Raw genomic sequence first — 16,640 nt, 5'->3', positions numbered from 1 at the left:
AAGGCGAAATGGAACGAAACTGACAGCTGATCTCCCCGCTTGTGGGGGAGACGGGCGGCAGCCCAGAGGGGGGTGAAATTCATGTTTTGCAACCTGCTAAAGTCGATTGATCGAAAGGGCGCCATCCGCGTTGATGATCGAGCCTGTGGCAAAGTTGAAATCGCCGCCGGCCAGCGCTGCAACGATACGGCCAAGATCATCCGGCTCGCCCCAGCGCTTCATCGGCACGAGACCTTCGGCGATACGTTTGTCGTATCTGGCTGCGGCAACGGCCGTCATGTCGGAGCGGATGATGCCGGGGCGCACGTCGAAAACGCTGATCCCCTCTTCCGCAAGCCGCACGGCCAGCCCTTGCGTGAACGACGCCAGTGCCGCCTTGGTCATGCAGTAATCGAGACGTTCCGGCGAAGTCATCTCCGCGGAAACCGATGTGATGTTGACGATCGTACGGGCGGCCCGGCCATCGGTGCGGCCAAGCATGGCCCGCAGCACCGCCTGCGTGAAGAACACGGTTCCCCGCACATTGATATCAAAGATAGCGTTGTAGTTTGCCGGCTCAAGATCGAGGAAATCACCACGCACTTTCGAGCCGATGCCGGCATTATTGACGAGACAATCAATCCGGCCGAATGCTGCCATGACGGCGCCGACGGTTTGCGCGTGATTGGAAAGATCAGCCAGATCCGCCTCGATAAACCGTACTTTTGCGCCGAGTGATTCCAGTGCTGAAACAGCGGCATCAGCCGCTTCATCCCGCACGAGGTCGGTGATTGCCAGATCAAATCCCCTGGCGGCAAGCGCCCTGGCAATGCCGAGGCCGATGCCGCGCCGGGCGCCGGTAATCAGGGCGACGGGTTTGGGCTGGATACTCATCATGCAAGCTCCCCGGCAATGATGTGATCGGCGACGCGCAGCGCCTGTGCGGCGATGGTCAGCGCCGGGTTGACCGCGGCTGATGTCGGCAGGAAGGCGGCATCGACGACAAACAGGTTGGGATGGTCGAAGGCGCGGCAATAGACATCCAGCGGTGCCCGCGCCGAATCCGTGCCCATCCGCACGGTGCCGCATTGATGCGACGGCGTCTTGCGGTCAAAGGCTTTGGACAGAACGAGGGGAAATCCGGCGGCCCGCAACACCGACTTGATCCGGGCGACCAGTTTCTGATGTGCCGGCCAGTTGCTGCGCACCCATTCGAGAATGATCCTGTCGCCATCGACGCGAACGCGGCTCTCCGGTTTCGGCACATCCTCGCTCATGGCGAGGAAATCCACCGTATGATTGCAGAACCGGTCAAGAACCCATTCAGGCACGAGTTTCAGGTCCGACTTCAGCACGGGTCCGCTGATCCGCCCGAGCAATTGCACATTGCCAAGTGGCGCGCCACCCTCGCCGTCAGACAGGTAGAAATCATTGAAGCCGAACGTCTTCTGATAGATGGAATCATTGCGGAAGCGCGGATCGAACCCGATGACCGCCGACAGGTTGTGATTCATGAAGTTGCGGCCGACCTGATCGGAACGGTTGGCAAGGCCGGCGGGATTGCGGCTGTCAGCCGAACGCAACAGAAGCACCGCGGATTGAACGGCGCCTGCCGAGAGGATCACCAGCTTTGGCCTGACAACAGAGACTGTTCCGTCTTTCACGTAATGAACGGCGGCAATCGATTTTCCGTCTGCGGCTGTCTCAAGCCGCGTGACGCGCGAATTGGTCTGCAGGCGAACGTTGCCATGCTTCAATGCTGCGGCTAGAGCGGTGGTTTCCGCGTCCATCTTGCCGTTGAAGCTGTTGGGATGCGCATCCCAGGGCGTCCTGCCGTGGGACATCCATGTATCGATATCGACGCCGAGCGGCAGGGAAAACGGATGGACACCGGCAACACGCAGCCGCCTGCGCAGGATGCCGATGGGTTCCTCATCGGGCACGGGCGGAAAGCCGTAGGGCGTCGAATGATGCGGTTCCGTCGGATCTTCGCCTTGGCTTCCGCGCACCTGATAGAGCGCCTCCGCCTTGCCGTACCACGGCTCCAGCTCGCCATAGGCAAACGGCCAGGCGGGTGAGACCCCCTCGAGATGCTGCATCTCGGCAAAGTCCTCAGCCCGGTAACGCGTCAGTACCGCGCCATAGAACTTCGAATTGCCGCCGACATTGTAGTAATTGCCGGGATTGAACGCCTTGCCTTCCGCATCGTACCAGCTTTCATCCGGGCGGAAAAAACCCTTCTGGAAGATCGCGCGCGGATCGCGGTTCTCCGGACGGTCGGGCAAATGACCCCCCGCCTCCAGGATCAGGATGTCTGCACCCGATCCCGCCAGACCGGCGGCAATAGTCGACCCGCCAATCCCCGAACCGATGATGACGATATCGGGGGATTGGCTTCGTTGCGATGCGGCGTTCATGACATCGTGATCGTCAGGCGCCGATACGCAGCTGCGATTGCGGATCGAAGAACACGGCCTTGTCGAGATTGAACGCCAGCTGCGTCTTCTGCCCCGGCAGGATCTGGGCGTCGGCACGCAGGCGCGCCACCACTTCCTTGCTGCCAAGCCTGGTCACGGCGAAGGTATCAGACCCCGCTGGTTCGACCACGTCGATCAGGCACTCGCCTTCCACCAGCGAACTCGCATTGCGGTCTGCCCCATCGGGATCGGTCAGGGCTTCCGGCCGGATGCCGAAAATCACGTCCTTGCCGGAATGGCCCACCAGTGCGCTGTTGGTTTTCCTGATCGGCAACCGCAACGGCGAGGAATCGGGCCGGTCGAGCACGACACTCAAATCCGAAGCACCGCCCTCGATTTTCGCCTTGAGCAGGTTCATGGCAGGCGAGCCCATGAAGTCCGCGACAAAGAGGTTGGTCGGATTGTTGTAGATTTCCGCCGGGGTGCCGAATTGCTGCAGGATGCCGTCCTTGAGCACGGCGATCTTGGTGGCCAGCGTCATCGCCTCGATCTGGTCGTGCGTCACATAGACGATCGTGGTTTTCATCCGCTGGTGCAGGCGCTTGATCTCGGTGCGCATGTCGACGCGCAGCTTGGCATCGAGATTGGACAGCGGCTCATCGAACAGGAACACCTGCGGGTTGCGCACGAGCGCCCGGCCCATGGCCACGCGCTGGCGCTGGCCGCCGGACAGCTGGCTCGGCTTGCGGTCGAGCAGATGGCCGATCTGCAGCATATCGGCAACCTGCTTGATGGCCTTCTCACGCTCGTCTTTCGGCACGCCGCGGATTTCCATGCCGAAGGCGATGTTTCCGCCAACGGTCATGTTCGGATAAAGCGCATAGGACTGGAACACCATGGCGATATCACGCTTGGACGGATGCAGGCCGCTGATCGATTTGCCCTTGATGGAAATATCGCCCGAGCTGATCGGTTCGAGCCCGGCAATGGTGTTGAGCAGTGTGGACTTGCCGCAGCCGGAAGGGCCGACGAGGACGAGAAAGCCACCCTCGTCGATCTCGATATTGATGTCCTTCAGGATCGGGACATTGCCATAGGATTTATGCAGGTTCTTGATCTGGAGAAATGACATTGGGTTATCCCTTCACGGCGCCGGACATAAGTCCACGGACGAAGTAGCGCCCGGAAACGATGTAGACGATAAGAGTTGGCAGTGCGGCGAGGATCGCGCCGGCGAAATGCACGTTGTATTCCTTCACGCCCGTCGACGAGTTGACGAGATTGTTGAGTGCGACCGTCATCGGCGTGCTGCTGAACCCCGAGAACGAGGCGCCGAACAGGAAGTCGTTCCAGATGTTGGTGAACTGCCAGATGACGGACACCACGATGATCGGACCCGACGACGGCAGCAGGATGCGCCAGAAAATCTGGAAGAAGCTGGCGCCGTCGATCTGCGCAGCGCGAACCAGCTCCGTCGGGAATGCTTCGTAGTAGTTGCGGAAATACAGCGTGGTGAAACCGAGACCGTAGATCACGTGCACGAAAATCAGGCCTTGAATGGTGCCGGCCATTCCGAGGGCGCCGAGAACCCGCGCCATGGGTATGAGGACGATCTGGAACGGAATGAAGCAGCCGAGCAGCAGCATGCCGAACATGACGTTCGAGCCGCGGAACCGCCACTTCGTCAGCACATAGCCGTTCAGCGCGCCCAGCACCGTTGAAATCGCCACGGCCGGGATGACCATGATGATCGAGTTGATGAAGTAAGGCCGCAAGCCCGTCGGCTGCACGCCGATCTGGGCCGTCGACCATGCCGCAAGCCAGGGCTCGATGGTCCATTCATGCGGCGGCGACAGCATGCCACCCTGACGGATTTCATCGAGGGTCTTCAGCGAGTTCACCACCATGACGTAGAGCGGCAAAAGGTAGTAAAAGGCGAAGACCAGCAGGGCGATATAGATAAGGACGCGGGTCAGCTTGCCGCTGGAGATGGCATTGTCCGGACTCGGAGCGCTCATTTGCTGCCTCCCCTGACTTCAGAATAGAGATAGGGGATGATGATCGCGAAAATGGTGATCAGCATGATGATGGCCGAGGACGCGCCGATGCCCATGGAATTGCGGGTAAACGTATAGGAATACATGAAGGTCGCGGGCAGTTCGGTTGCCTGCCCGGGGCCGCCGCCGGTCAGCGCAATCACCAGGTCATACGCCTTGATGGCGAGATGGGCGAGCACGACAAAGGCCGACAGGAAGACCGGACGCATCAGCGGAATGATGATGCGGCGATAGATCATGGCCGTCGAGGCGCCGTCGATCTGTGCCGCCTTGATGATCTCGTTGTCGACGCCGCGCAGTCCGGCAAGGAACATGGCCATGACGAAGCCGGAGGACTGCCAGACGGCGGCGATCACCACCGTATAGATCGCCATCTTGGAATCCTTGATCCAGTTGAAGGCGAAACTGGTCCAGCCCCACTGGTGCATGGTGTTCTCAAGGCCGATGCCGGGATCGAGGAACCATTTCCAGGCAACACCGGTCACGATGAACGACAACGCCATGGGATAAAGGTAGATCGGCCGCAGGAAACCTTCGATGCGGATCTTCTGATCCAGCAGGATGGCAAGGCCAAGCCCGATGACGGTGCAGATGATGATATAGAGCGAGGCAAAAATACCCAGATTGGTGATGGCCCGCCACCAATGCGGCAGCGCCCACAATTTGCGGTAATTCTCCAGTCCGACAAAACCAAAGGACGGCAGCATCTTGCTGTCGGTGAACGACAGGACGCCCGTATAGATGATAAAGCCATAGACGAAGATCAGGACAATCAGAAAACTCGGCCCCAACACCAGTTTGGGTATCAAGTCCTGTATGCGGCTGCGGGTATCCATAGCCTCACCCCTTCAACTCTTAAGTTCTTGTCATTGCCGTGCATGTTCACGGAAACCTGTCCGGGGCTTTGCGCCCCGGACAGAAGGAGCGCGCTTACTTGGCAGCGTCCACGGCGGAAACGAGTTCCTTGACCGCTGCGTCTGATGTCAGGTCACCGTTGAATTCGCGGGTGACCACGTCATAGATCGCATTCTTGATGGCGGCCGGAACCGCATAGCCATGGGCCATGGAACCGTAGAGCGTGCCGGCCTTGTTGGCTTCGGCAAGGTCCTTGATGGCCTTCTTGCCGCAGGCATCGAACGCTGCGTCGGAAACGTCCGTACGTGCCGGGGCCGAACCCTTCACGACGTTGAAAGCGGACTGGAAGGTCGGGCTTTCGATGGACGATGCCATGACGAGCTGCGACTTGTGCTCAGCATCGCTCTTCTTGAAGAACAGGAACTGGTCGGAGTTGAACGTGACCGAACCCTGGGTACCCGGGAAGCGCATGCAAACGAAATCCTTGCCTGGCTCCTTCTTGGCCTTGACGAACTCGCCCTTGGCCCAATCGCCCATGAACTGCACGCCGGCCTTGCCTTCGATAACCATGGTGGAGGCAAGATTCCAGTCGCGACCGGAGAAGTTGTCATCCACATAGGAACGCAGCTTGGTCATGCGGTCAAACGCTTCCTTCATCTTCGCGCCGCCCAAAGCCTTGGGATCGAGATCGATGAAAGCTGCCTTGTAGAAGTCATTGCCGAGCGATAGCACGACCGCGTCGAAAATCGTCGCGTCCTGCCATGGCTGACCGCCGTGGGCGATCGGTGTGATGCCCTGCTTCTTGAAGTTGTCGAGAAGGGCAATCAGTTCGTCCCAGTTCTTGGGTTCCTTGCCGCCAGCCTTGTCGAGTGCAGCCTTGTTGATCCACATCCAGTTGGTGGAGTGGACGTTGACCGGTGCGGCGATCCAGTGACCGTCATATTTGGAGAAGTTCTGCAGTGCGCCGGGAATAACGTCGGCCCACTTTTCCTTCGATGCGACATCGTCAAGGTTGGCAAGAACGCCCTGCTTGGCCCAGTCGGTGATATCGAAGCCCAAGGCCTGTACGGCTGTCGGAGGGTTGCCGCCGGTGACGCGGGCGCGCAGCACGGTCATGGCTTCCGTACCGCCACCACCGGCAACAGGCATGTCGGACCAGGTGATGCCCTTCTTTTCCAGATCCTTTTTCAGGACTTCCAGCGCTGTCGCCTCACCGCCGGATGTCCACCAATGCAGGACTTCGACGTTTTCGGCAGCGCGGGCCATCGTGGCCGTGCCGAGCAGCATGGCTGCCGCAGCAACCGTATTCATCAACTTATTCATTTCATTCCTCCCAAGGAAAAAAAGATAAAATTCCCACTACCCTAGACCTCAGTTATCCCTCAGCCTGCCCCATTCATACAATAAGCCGAATGGCGAATACAATCGATTTAATTCGACGCCCAAAGTAATGTCCTCCGCCCCATATGCATGTTCAGGGTCTTGGTCTCGGTGTAGTCCTCGACCGCATGACGGCCCAGTTCACGACCAAGACCAGACTGGCGATAACCGCCGAACGGCAGCTCCGCCGCACCATCCATGAACGTGTTCATCCAGATGGTCCCGGCACGTACACGGCGGCCTACCGTCAGGCACGTATCGAAATCGCGGCTCCATACGCCTGCCGACAGGCCGTAGTCGATGGAATTGGCAATCCGGATGGCGTCTTCCATCGTTTCGAATGTTAGCACGGAAAGCACAGGACCAAACACTTCTTCACGCGCGACGGCCATATCCGGCTGCACCGCCGAAAGAATGGTCGGGCTCATATATTGCCCCAGGCCGAGATCCAGCGGCGTGCCGCCATGGGAAACGGCAGCGCCCGCCGATGCGGCATTGCGCACATAGGTGTCGATCTTGGCCAGATGTTCCGGCGTGATGATCGCGCCGACCTTGGTCTGCGGATCAAGCGGATCGCCAACCCGGACCTTGGCCGACAGCGCGGCAACACGCTGCGTGACCTCATCGGCAATATCCCGATGAACGATCAGGCGCGAACCGGCATTGCAGCATTCGCCCGCATTGAAATAGGCGCCGAACACCGCCGCATCGATGAAATCATCGAGATTGGCATCGGGGAAAACGATCTGCGGGTTTTTGCCGCCAAGCTCCAGCGAGACCTTTTTCAGCGTCTGGGCGGCATTGGCCATCGTCAGCTTGCCGACAAGGGTCGAGCCCGTGAACGAGACCATATCGACATCCGGATGGGTGGTCATCGGCGCACCGACTTCCGCGCCCGTACCGGCAAGAATGTTGACGACACCGGCGGGAACACCGGCTTCCATGAGGATTTCACCGAGAACCAGCGTCGACCCCGAGGTCAGTTCGGACGGCTTGACGACGGCCGTGCAGCCTGCAGCCAGGGCAAAGGGCAGTTTCTGGCTGACGATGAGGAAGGGGAAATTCCACGGCGTGATGATGGAGATGACACCGATCGCCTCACGCAGGACCACACCCAGCGTGCCGTCACCCAGCGTATTGTAGCTTTCACCGTGCAGATCGCGGCCGAGCGCGGCGGCATAGCGCCAGATATCGACCGCGCCGCCCAGTTCGCCCTTGGCCTGCGAAATTGGTTTGCCGGATTCGATGCAGTCGAGATAGGCAAGTTCGTCGGAACGTGCGGCAATCAGATCAGCGGCTTTAAGCAGTATATTCGAGCGTTCGGCACCGGTCATGCGCGACCACGGGCCGTTGTCGAAAGCATTGCGGGCGGCACGGATGGCGCGCTCCGCATCGGCTTTCGTGCCCGCCTGATAGCGCGAGACCACGACACCATGGCCGGGGCTCTTGCGCTCGATCACGCCGCCCTCTGCACCATCGGTCCATTTGCCGTCGATCAGCATCTGGAATTCGCGCACCTTGAAATTGTCGAGCGCTTGTGGCCGCATCAGAACCGTCATTACCATTCTCCCTTGAACACGGGCTCACGCTTTTCGGCAAAGGCCGAAACACCTTCTTTCAGGTCCGCTGTTTTGGCGACGAGGATCGAGCCGAGGGCTTCGACCGCCGTGCCATTGTCTTCGCCGTTAGCCGACGCAATCATCAGTTTCGCCACTTCCACCGCAGCCGGTCCGCGCCTGGCGATCCGCTCGGCATAGGCCTGCGCGGCGGTGACGGCAGCACCGGTTTCCACCACGTGGTCGACGATCCCGAGCGCGGCGGCTTCGGTCGCGCTGAAGATTTCTCCGCCCAGCGCCATGCGGCGGACAGCCTGTGCCCCGAACCGGCGGACAAGCCGCTGCGTTCCCGACCAGCCCGGCACCATGCCGAGGCCCGTCTCCGGCAGGCCGATGCGGATATGCATCTCGGCAATGCGAATATCGGCAGCCGCGGCAAGCTCCAGCCCGCCGCCCAGCGCATGGCCGTTGAGCGCGGCAATCAATGGCACACGCAACGTCGCCAGACGCTCGAACACGCGATGCCCAAAGCGGACCCAGGCGTGGCCGAACTCGTTCGGCGTCATCGCCGCCCAGGCCTTGATGTCGCCGCCTGCGGAAAAGGCCTTGCCGGCGCCGGTCAGGATGGCGACGCGAATATCGGCATTGGCCTCCAATTCGTCGCACGCGGCTGAAAGTTCCTTCAGCATGGCAATATCGAAAGCGTTGAGTTTTTCCGGGCGCGACACGGTGATGGTCGCGACAGGCCCGTTGAAGTCAACCGTGATGCGGGGCTCAGCCATGGAGCGCCCTTTCCGGTTTCTGCGGCAGCTTCAAGCCGAAAGGACCTTCGGCGAAAAGCTCTGCCGCCATCAGTTTCAGATCGCCGGCAACGATGAGCGGAAATTCCGACTGATCGAGAATCTGGCTCTGGAGATCGACACCCGGTGCAATCTCGGTCAGCACGATGCCTTCCGGGCGCAGGACCATGACGCAGCGCTCGGTGACATAGGTGATGTCCTGCCCCTGCTCCACGGCACGGCGACCGGAAAAGGTGACGTGCTCGACTTCGTTGACCAGTTTCTTCAGCTTGCCTTCCTTCTCGATGACAAGCTTGCCATTCTCCACATGCACCTTCGCACCGGCATTGAACATGCCGGAGAAGACGATCTTGCGGGCCCGCGCGGTGATATCGACAAAACCGCCGGCACCTGCCGTCACATGCGGGCGGAAGCTGAGCTTGGACACGTTGACCGAGCCGGATTTGTCGATCTCAAGGAAGGACAATAGCGAGGCATCAAAACCCGCACCCTGGAAATAGGTGAACTGGTGCGGCGACGGCACGAAGGCTTCGGCGTTGGAGGCGCAGCCGAAGGCAAAGTCGAGCAGCGGGATGCCGCCAACCGGTCCCTGCTCGATCACCCATGTCACCGCGCCATGCAGGCCCTCTTCGAGCAGGATGCGCGGGACATTGGCGGAGATGCCAAAACCGAGATTGACGGCGCTGCCTGCCTCAAGCTCCGTGGCGACACGGCGGGCAATCACCTTCTGGATGTTGAAATCCGGCAGGGCGAAATCGTCGAGCGGATGGAAGATTTCACCCGAGATAGCCGGGTCATACACGGTCTGTGTTGTCTGTTTCTGGTCGGGGTCGACAACGACATAGTCAACGAGAATGCCGGGAACGCGCACATCATGCGGCTTGAGCGAACCGCTCTTGGTGATGCGCTTGACCTGCGCAATGACGATACCGCCATTGTTGCGCACGGCCAGAGCCTGATCGAAGCCGCCGAGGTATGCGCCCTCATGCTCATAGGTCAGGTTGCCGCGCTCATCCGCCGTGGTGGCGCGGATAATGGCGACCTGCGGGATAACGGGTTTGAAGAACAGCCACTCTTCGCCCTCAAACACGATCTTGCGGACCACCGGCTCGCGGGCAGCCGAAGCATTCATGGCGCAGCCCTGACGGTCCGGGTCGACGAATGTATCGAGCCCGACCTTGGTCAGAACGCCCGGCCGCTTGGCCGCCGCCTCGCGGTGCATATCGAACAGGATGCCGGAGGGAATGTTATAGGCTGCCACCTCGTCATTGCCGATCATCTGCCAGATCAGCGGCGGTTCGGCGGTCGAAGGCCCGGAAGGGTAGGAGCCGCCGAGGATGCGCTTGAGCAGCCCCTTCTTGGCGATGTAATCGATGCCTTTGATGCCGCTCATGTCACCCGCCGCAATGGGATGCAGCGTGGTCAGATCACGCGGATGGCCCGTCGCATCGAAACGCGCGCCGATGGCTTTCAGCATCAGATCGGGGCAGCCAAGGCCGCTCGACGACGAGACCGAAACGATCGCTGCGTCGGGGATGAGGTTTGCCGCCTCTTCAGGGGTTATGTGCTTGCTCATGCTTGACGTCGTTCTCTTCAAAGACCTGGATTGATTGTCTGCGCGGTGCCGGTGCGGGCGGCCTCGGTGACCGCAAGACCGGCGGCAAGCGACCAGACACCATCTTCACCCGTTGCCGGCGGCTGCCCCTTGCCGAGGATGGCGGCATGGAATTTGGCAATGCCGGTTTCGTAGAGGTTCCGGTGGTCGAGCTTGAGCTCGGTTTCACCCTCGGCATTGCGCAGGGTGACGGTGCCGACCGGCTTCTGCGTCATGACATTGCGGCCAACGAGCGAACCTTCGGAGCCGTGCACCTCGAAGCCGGTTTCGGCATATTTCGTGGTGAAGCCATCATGGAACTGGGCAATCAGGCCCGACTTGAAGCGCAGCACGCCCATGGCGCCATCGGCAAGGCCTGCCTTGCCAAGGCCGCCGATCTGGCTGGCGGCAACCGCCTCGACAGGATCGTCGCCCAGCACATAGCGCAGGGTATCCGTGTCATGCACGGTGATATCAAGAATAACGCCGCCGCCGGCTTCCGGCTTGTCAAGCCGCCAGCCCTGCAGGTGCGGCGGCAGATAGACGGCATGGAAGACCCGGGCGGCAAGCGGCGTGCCGATCCGGCCGGCAGCAATGGCATCGCGCATGGCCGTGTGGCTCGCGGCATTGCGCAGATGATGATTGGTGCCAAGCACCACACCGGCCGCACGGCAGGCGACAACCATGGCCCGCGCATCCGCAAGGCTCATGGCCAGCGGCTTTTCGCACAGCACATGCTTTCCCGCAGCCGCAGCCGCGAGCACCTGATCCCTGTGCAGTTCATTGGTGGTCGAGATGTAGACCGCATCGACATCCTGATCGCCGACCAGCGCATCGAGGGATGCAACGGATTTGGCAATGCCGTGATCGGCAGCATATTTCCGGCCACGCTCGGCACTGGTGCTCATGACGGAAACGATCTCGCCGCCTTGGGCACGGATCGCGTCGATCACCCATTCATGCGCAATCGTGCTTGCTCCGATCAATCCCCACCGCGTCATGCCATTTCCTCCAGATGATTGTTCCTGACCGGCGCACCGCAGCTTTGCCGCACCACAAGGCGCACGGACGTCACCAGCGATTCCTGTTCATTGCCGCCAGCATTGATCTGCTTAAGCAGGAGCTGGGCCGCGCGCTGGCCCATGCCCTGCGGGTCGACCGAAACGGTCGTCAGCGCCGGGACGGCCGTCTTTGCCTCGATCACGTCATCGAAACCGATCACGCCAAAACCCTTGCCGGGCTCGATGCCGACGGCCCGCAAACCATCGCAGACACCGAAGGCCACCGCATCGTTGAGGCACAGCGCCGCCGTTGCCCGATCGGGATGGAGCATCATGCGCTCCACTGCGGCAACACCGCCGGCGCGGGACGGCGCCGAATGGATGATCAGCGCCTCATCGACGGCAATGCCCGCTTCCTGCAGGGCATCGCGATAACCGCGCAGCCGCTCGGCAAAAACCGCGGTATCGAGAAAGCCGCCCATGAAGCCGATGCGCGTGTGGCCAAGGGCAACCAGATGACGCACGGCCGCCTTCGCGCCGGTATAATTGTCGGAAAGCAGAGTGGAAACCTTGGCACCCGGCAGATTGCGCACCACGACCACCACCGGAATACCGCTGTCGATCAACGGCTTGATATCCGCCGCCTCGGTGCCGCGCGCCGGCGACAGGATCATCCCGGCAATGCCGTTTTCCCGCATGGATGCGATGACTTCGCGCTGGCGGTCGACGCTCTCGCCGCTATGGGCAAGGAACTGCACGTAGCCTGCCGACTGAACGACCATATCCATGCCGACGGCGAGTTCGGCGAAGAAGCTGTTGGTGAGATCATTGACCACGATGCCGACGATTTTCGAACGCGCCTGGCGCAGGTTGGCCGCACCGCGATTATAGACATAGCCGAGATCGGCGATGACGCTGTTGACCTTCTCACGGGTCTTTTCATTGACCAGGGGACTGCCCTGCAGAACCAGGGACACGGTGGACTTCGACACGCCGGCGGCATGCGCAATATCCACAACGGTTGTCCGGCTTCGGCTCACGGTCTTCCTCCCTGTCAGATGGCAAATATAATTGGAACGTTCCAAATCTGTCAAGCAGGAAAATATGGACTATCAGGATACGTCGACAGGACAGCACGGAAAACCGCCATTTACGGCGGCATTTTGCTCATTTTAGTTCGTTGAGCCGGCGGTCTTTCATTCTTGACTACGCAAAGGCACGGATTTTTTCCTCTTGTTTTTTGGAACGTTCCAAATTACAAAGCCCTTCATACGACCGGGAGCGATATGATGAGCCTAGTTCTGAACCTGCCCGCCGCCGATGGCACACTTTCAGCCTACCGCCTTTCCGGCGAGCCGACAGCGCGGCCGGATGCTCCGCCATCCTTCAGCCGTATCGCCTACGCCGCAGCCCACGTGGTGTCCGATCCGCTTCGGGACAGCGCGCCCTGGGGTTCGCCCGCCATCGACTGGGACGCCACCATGGCCTTTCGCCATCACCTCTGGTCACTCGGGTTCAAGATCGCCGAAGCCATGGACACGGCCCAGCGCGGCATGGGGCTGGATTGGGCAGGCGCGCAGGACCTGATCCGTCGCTCGCTCGCCGAGGCGCGCAGCGTGCCGGGGGCCGACCTTGCCTGCGGTGCCGGGACCGACCAGCTGGCGCCGGAAAACACCCGCAGCCTCGCAGACGTGATCGCCGCCTATGAAACGCAGATCGGCTTTGTCGAGGCTGAGGGCGGCCGGGCGGTGATGATGGCCAGCCGAGCGCTCGCCAAAATAGCAAAATCCCCGGATGACTACCGGGCCGTCTACGGCGAAATCCTGCGCCAGACGCGCAACAAGGTTGTCCTGCACTGGCTCGGTGACATGTTCGATCCGCAACTCGCCGGCTACTGGGGCTCCCACGACTTCGAGCACGCCCTGGAAACCGTGCTTGCCATCATCAACGACAACAGGGACAAGGTCGAAGGCATCAAGATTTCGCTGCTCGACAACACCAGGGAAATTGCCCTGCGCAACCGGCTGCCCGAGGGCGTCCTGTGCTTTACCGGCGATGATTTCAACTATGCCGAACTGATCGAAGGCGACGGCGAAAGGTACAGCCACGCCCTGCTCGGCATTTTCGACGCGGTCGCGCCGCAGGCCTCGAAGGCACTGGCGCTGCTGGCAAAGGGCGAGACGACGGCCTTCCGCGCCGTGATCGAACCCACCGTGCCGCTGTCCCGCAAAATCTTCGAAGCCCCGACGCAGTATTACAAGGCGGGCGTGGTTTTCCTGGCCTGGCTCAATGGTCATCAGAGCCATTTCACCATGCCCGCCGGCATGCAATCGGCACGCGGTATCGTTCACTATGCCGATATTTTCCGGCTGGCCGATCAGGCCAATGTTCTCGACAGGCCGGAACTTGCCACAAGCCGCATGAAGAGCCTGCTTCAGCTATACGGTCTCTGACATCCGGCTTCTGCTGGAGACCCTCTTGATCCTGCGGACTTGCCGGGCGATTGTCCGTGCCGACTCGCTCCATCATCCGGGATTCCCCATGAAGCTGCTTTACCAGACACACTCGCCCTACGCCCGCAAGATACTGGTCGCCATCCACGAAATCGGTCTGGCGGACAGGGTCGAGGTCATCCACCACGAAACCAGCCCAACCCGGCGCAATGAGGCGGTCTATGCGCTCAACCCGCTGGGAAAAGTTCCGGTGCTGATCGGCGAGGACGGCTTTGCGCTGTTCGATTCGGTTGCCATAGCGGACTATCTCAGCACCCTCCCCGGCGGCTCCGCCCTCATCCCGCCAAGCGGGAATGCACGCTGGGAAACACTGCGTCTGCAGGCGGCGGCGCAGGGCATTGCCGATTCCGGCATCGTGGTGCGCTGGGAGACCGAGCGACGGCCGGAGCCTTTGCGCTGGCCGACCATGCGCGATGCCCAGTTGCAGAAAATCATCGCGGCCTGCGATTTTGCCGAGAAGGAAGCATCCCTTGAGGGCCTGCCTCGCATCGGTGAGATCGCCATGGCGACAACGCTCGACTGGATCGCGTTTCGCAACGTCTATCCGTTTGCCGAAGGCCGCCCGCGCCTTGCCGCATGGTATGCCGGCTATTGCCAGCGTCCCTCGATGCAGGCAACCGCCTTTTCCGGTGAAACGCACGATTGAGACGGCGGTGAAACACCGTCTCCTCCAGGCCTATGCGGCGAGCGACAGCCCGCCGCATTTGAATCCGATAGCTATTTGCACAAGCATCCAGTATTGAAGAGCCCGTGGTGATTTGGCCGGCCGGCTTGCAGCCACGTTAAAAAACTCGCTAAAGGGCCGCGTGCGGACCGGAAGCGATCTATCGACTTTTTTTGGTGACCGTGATGCCTATCAAGATTCCTGATAAACTGCCCGCCTTCGATACTTTGGTAAGCGAGGGCGTACGCGTGATGACGGAAGCCGTGGCTATCCGTCAGGATATCCGCCCGCTCCAGATCGGGCTGCTGAACCTGATGCCCAACAAGATCAAGACAGAATTGCAGATCGCGCGCCTGCTTGGCGCTTCACCGCTGCAGATCGAACTTTCGCTGGTGACCGTCGGCAGCTACAAGCCGAAGAATACGCCCGAAGACCATCTCAGCGCCTTTTATGAGACGTGGGAAAAGGCGCAGCACCGCACGTTCGACGGTTTCATCATTACCGGAACCCCCGTCGAGACAATCCCGTTCGAGGATGTCAGCTACTGGCCGGAAATGCGCGATATCCTGGAGTGGACGCAAACCAACGTCCATTCCACCATGAACGTCTGCTGGGGGGCGATGGCGGCGCTTCATCATTTCCACGGCGTGCCGAAGCATGCGCTTGGCGAAAAAGCATTCGGTGTCTACAGCCAGAGAATCCTGAAGACAGCGTCGCCCTATCTCAACGGCTTTTCCGACGATTTCGCCATTCCGATATCACGCTGGGCCGAAGTGCGGCCGGCGGACATTCTTGCGCGGCCGGAACTGACGCTGCTGGCACATTCGCAGGAGAAGGGAGCCTGCATTGTCGAAGATCCGCGGTATCGCCGCCTTTATGTGCTCGACCATCTCGAGTATGATTCCGGTTCGCTGGCCGATGAGTATTTCCGCGATATTCAGGCCGGGGTACCGATCAACCTGCCGTTCAACTATTTCCCCGATGACGACCCATCAAGGCCGCCGCCCAATCGCTGGCGGTCGCATGCGCATTTGCTCCTGTCCAACTGGATAAACGAGATTTATCAAACGACACCCTTTGATATCGGTTCAATCGGAAAATCCCGATAAACGAGGCCGGACCAGCACGGCTGCCCGCCCTTCACCCTTGGATAGGGCAGTGTGGAGCCTATTGCGGCGCGATATCCGATCGGCGCTGGACGGTTTTGGCCATGAAGGTTTCGAGGGCGTCGGCCTGGGCGTCGGTGACATGCAGGCCGACCTTGGTGCGCCGCCACAGCACATCCTGTGCGGTCATCGCCCATTCCTGCGCGATGAGGTAGCGCACCTCCGCCGCGTAGAGATCCCAGCCGAAATGCTCACCGAGATCGGCGGGCGATGCCGCCGTGCCCAACAGCACCCAGGCCCGCGTGCCGTAGAGCCGTACGAGCCGGTAGGCATGGCGCGGCGCGAGGAAGGGGTAATCGGCCTGCAGCCGCTGCAGCTGCGCTTCGAAGCCTTCGGCCGGGAAATCGCCGCCCGGCAGCGTGCCGGTCGCCGTCCATGGCTTGCCCCTGGCCCCGAGCTTCTCCTCGATCTTCTCCAGCATGTGCTCCGCCAGCCGCCGGTAGGTGGTGATCTTGCCGCCGAAAATGTTCATCAGCGGCGCCAGCCCCGCCGGCGCATCGCTTTTCAGCACATAGTCGCGCGTCGCCTCCTGCGCCTTCGAGGCCCCGTCATCATAGAGCGGACGCACCCCCGAATAGCTCCACACCACATCGGCGCGCTGCACCGGCGCGGCAAAATACTCGCTGGCCGCCGCGCACAGATAATCGGTCTCCGCAGC

At 60.8% G+C, this 16,640-nt stretch carries 15 protein-coding genes and 1 riboswitch; of the genes, 3 read left to right on the top strand and 12 right to left on the bottom strand.

Features of this window, described 5'->3' with window-relative positions; translation table 11 throughout:
- Positions 1-96 precede the first annotated feature (96 nt).
- The 11 genes from ACIQWS_RS00075 to ACIQWS_RS00025 all read right to left on the bottom strand — a co-directional run bounded on the left by ACIQWS_RS00075 (position 97) and on the right by ACIQWS_RS00025 (position 12,679).
- Positions 97-873 carry a 3-ketoacyl-ACP reductase gene (locus ACIQWS_RS00075; protein ID WP_403169066.1) on the bottom strand — a complete coding sequence of 259 codons (777 nt, stop codon included), beginning with the start codon at positions 871-873 and terminating at the stop codon, positions 97-99.
- The gene (locus tag ACIQWS_RS00070) at positions 873-2,396 is read right to left on the bottom strand and encodes a GMC oxidoreductase (RefSeq protein ID WP_403169063.1); all 1,524 of its coding nucleotides are present in this window, start codon (positions 2,394-2,396) and stop codon (positions 873-875) included. The genes ACIQWS_RS00075 and ACIQWS_RS00070 overlap by 1 nt, the downstream gene beginning before the upstream one ends.
- 13 nt (positions 2,397-2,409) lie before the next feature.
- A complete protein-coding gene (locus ACIQWS_RS00065) occupies positions 2,410-3,528 on the bottom strand; it encodes an ABC transporter ATP-binding protein (RefSeq protein WP_403169061.1) in 1,119 nt (372 codons plus the stop codon).
- Between the two features lie 4 nt (positions 3,529-3,532).
- Entirely contained in the window at positions 3,533-4,414 is an 882-nt protein-coding gene (locus ACIQWS_RS00060) for a carbohydrate ABC transporter permease (RefSeq protein ID WP_346304992.1), read from the bottom strand.
- Positions 4,411-5,289, bottom strand: a complete 879-nt coding sequence (locus tag ACIQWS_RS00055) for a carbohydrate ABC transporter permease (protein WP_105733954.1) — start codon at positions 5,287-5,289, stop codon at positions 4,411-4,413. Before ACIQWS_RS00055 ends, ACIQWS_RS00060 begins: the two co-directional genes overlap by 4 nt.
- 94 nt (positions 5,290-5,383) lie before the next feature.
- The gene (locus ACIQWS_RS00050) at positions 5,384-6,631 is read right to left on the bottom strand and encodes an ABC transporter substrate-binding protein (protein WP_346304993.1); all 1,248 of its coding nucleotides are present in this window, start codon (positions 6,629-6,631) and stop codon (positions 5,384-5,386) included.
- A 107-nt stretch (positions 6,632-6,738) separates the two neighbouring features.
- Complete coding sequence (locus ACIQWS_RS00045; protein WP_403169056.1) at positions 6,739-8,247, bottom strand: aldehyde dehydrogenase family protein; 1,509 nt, start codon at positions 8,245-8,247, stop codon at positions 6,739-6,741.
- Positions 8,247-9,026 (bottom strand): enoyl-CoA hydratase/isomerase family protein, encoded by a 780-nt coding sequence (locus tag ACIQWS_RS00040; protein WP_403169054.1) that lies wholly within the window; start codon positions 9,024-9,026, stop codon positions 8,247-8,249. The genes ACIQWS_RS00045 and ACIQWS_RS00040 overlap by 1 nt, the downstream gene beginning before the upstream one ends.
- Entirely contained in the window at positions 9,019-10,620 is a 1,602-nt protein-coding gene (locus ACIQWS_RS00035; protein ID WP_403169052.1) for an acyl CoA:acetate/3-ketoacid CoA transferase, read from the bottom strand. Before ACIQWS_RS00035 ends, ACIQWS_RS00040 begins: the two co-directional genes overlap by 8 nt.
- A gap of 17 nt (positions 10,621-10,637) precedes the next feature.
- A complete protein-coding gene (locus tag ACIQWS_RS00030; RefSeq protein WP_403169049.1) occupies positions 10,638-11,639 on the bottom strand; it encodes a Gfo/Idh/MocA family protein in 1,002 nt (333 codons plus the stop codon).
- Positions 11,636-12,679, bottom strand: coding sequence for a LacI family DNA-binding transcriptional regulator (locus tag ACIQWS_RS00025; RefSeq protein WP_403169047.1), 1,044 nt, complete (start codon positions 12,677-12,679; stop codon positions 11,636-11,638). Before ACIQWS_RS00025 ends, ACIQWS_RS00030 begins: the two co-directional genes overlap by 4 nt.
- Positions 12,680-12,928: 249 nt before the next feature.
- Between ACIQWS_RS00025 and ACIQWS_RS00020 the strand changes: the two genes are divergently transcribed.
- The 3 genes from ACIQWS_RS00020 (at position 12,929) to metA (ending at position 15,925) form a co-directional block, all read left to right on the top strand.
- Entirely contained in the window at positions 12,929-14,092 is a 1,164-nt protein-coding gene (locus tag ACIQWS_RS00020) for a dihydrodipicolinate synthase family protein (protein ID WP_403169045.1), read from the top strand.
- Between the two features lie 88 nt (positions 14,093-14,180).
- Positions 14,181-14,798, top strand: coding sequence for a glutathione S-transferase family protein (locus tag ACIQWS_RS00015; protein WP_403169042.1), 618 nt, complete (start codon positions 14,181-14,183; stop codon positions 14,796-14,798).
- Between the two features lie 94 nt (positions 14,799-14,892).
- Positions 14,893-14,970: riboswitch (SAM riboswitch) on the top strand.
- Between the two features lie 31 nt (positions 14,971-15,001).
- Positions 15,002-15,925: a homoserine O-succinyltransferase gene (gene metA / locus ACIQWS_RS00010; RefSeq protein WP_403169039.1), complete on the top strand. Its 924-nt coding sequence runs from the start codon at positions 15,002-15,004 to the stop codon at positions 15,923-15,925.
- A gap of 58 nt (positions 15,926-15,983) precedes the next feature.
- Here the strand turns inward: metA and ACIQWS_RS00005 are convergent.
- Positions 15,984-16,640: glycerol-3-phosphate dehydrogenase C-terminal domain-containing protein (locus tag ACIQWS_RS00005; protein WP_403169037.1), on the bottom strand; the 657-nt coding region annotated here is incomplete at its 5' end.

The organism is Phyllobacterium sp. NPDC097923 (assembly GCF_044760925.1).
Classification (GTDB): Bacteria; Pseudomonadota; Alphaproteobacteria; order Rhizobiales; family Rhizobiaceae; genus Phyllobacterium; species Phyllobacterium calauticae.
This window is presented reverse-complemented; position numbering and strand designations above follow the sequence as displayed.